Origin of the sequence: uncultured Caballeronia sp. (assembly GCF_964243625.1) — a bacterium.
Lineage (GTDB): Bacteria > Pseudomonadota > Gammaproteobacteria > Burkholderiales > Burkholderiaceae > Caballeronia.
In genome coordinates, this window is sequence record NZ_CAXTGZ010000776.1 from 1 (window position 1) to 2,504 (window position 2,504).

Annotated in this window: 2 protein-coding genes and 1 pseudogene; all 3 read left to right on the plus strand. The window is 59.2% G+C overall.

Annotated elements, in window-relative coordinates; all coding sequences use genetic code 11:
• On the plus strand, positions 1-1,093 hold a 1,093-nt coding region (gene rfbH, locus ACFFAR_RS30715; RefSeq protein WP_375509170.1), incomplete at its 5' end, for a lipopolysaccharide biosynthesis protein RfbH.
• Between the two features lie 10 nt (positions 1,094-1,103).
• Positions 1,104-2,153 (plus strand): NAD-dependent epimerase/dehydratase family protein, encoded by a 1,050-nt coding sequence (locus tag ACFFAR_RS30720; RefSeq protein WP_375509171.1) that lies wholly within the window; start codon positions 1,104-1,106, stop codon positions 2,151-2,153.
• Positions 2,150-2,504 (plus strand): annotated as a pseudogene (locus tag ACFFAR_RS30725) (transketolase); the annotation flags it as partial. The gene ACFFAR_RS30720 and the pseudogene ACFFAR_RS30725, both read left to right, overlap by 4 nt.

Below are 2,504 nucleotides of genomic sequence, written 5' to 3' on the forward strand. Positions count from 1 at the left end.
TATTGGCGTGCGATATCTGATTACGGTGAACTCGGGTTCGTCGGCAAACCTGGTCGCGTTCTCAACGCTGACCTCGCCGCGACTTGGCGACCGCGCCATCCGTCCGGGCGACGAAGTGATTGGCGTGGCGGCAGGCTTCCCGACCACCGTCAACCCGATCCTGCAATTTGGCGCAGTACCTGTCTTTGTCGATGTAGAACTTGGCACGTACAACATTGACGCGACCCAGATCGAAGCGGCCATCTCGCCGAAGACGAAAGCGATCATGCTCGCGCATACGCTCGGCAATCCGTACAACCTCGAGACGATCGTCGCGCTCTGCAAGAAGTACAACCTGTGGCTGATCGAAGATTGCTGCGACGCATTGGGCGCGACCTACGACGGCAAGCTGGTTGGCACGTTTGGCGATATCGGCACGATCAGTTTCTACCCTGCGCACCACATCACGATGGGCGAAGGCGGCGCGGTCTTCACGAACAATCCGGAGTTGAAGCTGATCGCAGAATCGTTCCGCGACTGGGGCCGCGATTGCTACTGCGCACCGGGCAAGGACAACACGTGCGGCAAGCGTTTCTGCTGGAAGCTCGGCAACCTGCCCGAAGGCTACGATCACAAGTACACGTATTCGCATCTTGGCTATAACCTGAAGATCACCGACATGCAGGCGGCCTGCGGACTCGCGCAGATGGATCGCGTGGAAGGCTTCGTGCAAGCGCGTCGCGACAACTTCGCTTACCTGCATGACAAGCTTCAAAGCTGCAAGGAATTCCTGATCCTGCCGCATGCGACGCCGAATTCGAATCCGTCGTGGTTTGGTTTCCCGGTCACGCTCAAGCCCGAAGCGGATATCCGTCGTGTGGACCTGCTTGCGTATCTCGACCAGAACAAGATCGGCACCCGCCTGCTGTTCGCGGGCAATCTCACACGCCAGCCGTATATGATCGGGCGCAACTATCGGGTGAGCGGCGAGCTGACAAACACCGAGATCATCATGAATCAAACGTTCTGGGTAGGGGTGTATCCAGGATTGTCGCGAGAGATGCTCGACTTCACCATCGAGAAAATCGAGACGTTCCTCGGCGTGAACTTCTAAAGCGGGATTTATGCGCAAGCCGTTGCCCCAGGATGATCTGGACTTCGTCGTCGAGCATACTGCCGATGTCTGGTCCGCTCTCGACCGGGCGCGGCTCTTTATCTCGGGCGGTACCGGGTTTATCGGCTCGTGGCTTCTCGAAGTCGTACAGCACGCTAATCAAGTGGTCGGCAGCAAGATTGAAACCGTTGCGCTGAGCCGGGATCCGCAGAAAGCCATTGATTACGCACCGCATTTGTTCGCGGCGCGCGGCATGAAGCTTATTCAGGGCGATGTCGCAAGTTTCGAAGCAGGTCGTCAGCCTGTCGATGCCTGCATTCATGCTGCAACCGACGTTGCTGATCTTGCCCGCGCGGGCGATGCGCTGCGCGTTTTCGATACCGGCGTGACCGGCACGCGTCGCGTGCTGGATTTCGCACAGGCCAATGGCGCATCGCGGTTCCTGCTGACATCGAGTGGTGCTGTCTACGGCGCGCAGCCAGCCACGCTCGCACGGACGCCTGAGACCTACTCGGGTGCACCCGACCCATTGAAGATGGCAAGCGCGTACGGCGAGAGCAAGCGTGCCGCCGAATGGCTGGCATCTGCCTATGCCCAGCAGCACAGCAGCATGCATGTGGGCATCGCGCGAATCTATGCGTTGCTCGGCCCGGCTATTCCGCTAGATGGTCCGTTCGCCGCGGGCAATTTCGTCCGCGACGCGCTGGCCGGAAAACAGATTAGCATCAACGGCGACGGGCGGCCGTTGCGCAGTTATCTGTACATGGCAGACGCATGCATATGGCTTCTGCGCATGCTCGTTCGCGGTGAAAGCGGTGCCGCGTATAACGTAGGCTCCGAACGCGAAATTTCGATCATCGATCTCGCACGGATGGTGGAACGCCAATGCGGCTCGACATTGCCTGCGGCACCGGCAGTGCAAGCCGGTAGTGGCTCTGCCCCGCGTTACGTACCGGATACGTCGAAGGCGCGTCACGCGCTTGATGTCGACGAATTCACTCCTTTGGAACTGGCTTTGTCCAAGACGATAAACTGGAACCGCTCAGCGGTCACGGCATGAAAAAATTCGACGCAGTCCGCGTTCGCAAGACTATTCTCGACATGGCGTTCGCCGGGTCGACAGTTCACATCGGCTGTGCATTTTCGATCGTGGAGTTGCTTGCGGTGCTCTATCGCAACCATCTCCAATTCGACGCCACCAACCCGCATGCGACGCAGCGCGACTACATGGTGTTGAGCAAAGGGCACGGCGTGATGGCGCAATATGCCTGCTTGCACGAGATCGGCTGGCTGAGCGACGACGAAATGAGCAACTACTTCGGCAATGGCACGCGCCTCAAGGGTTTGGCCGATGCGCACGTGCCCGGCGTGGAAGTCACGGCCGGTTCGCTTGGGCATGGCCTCTCAGTTG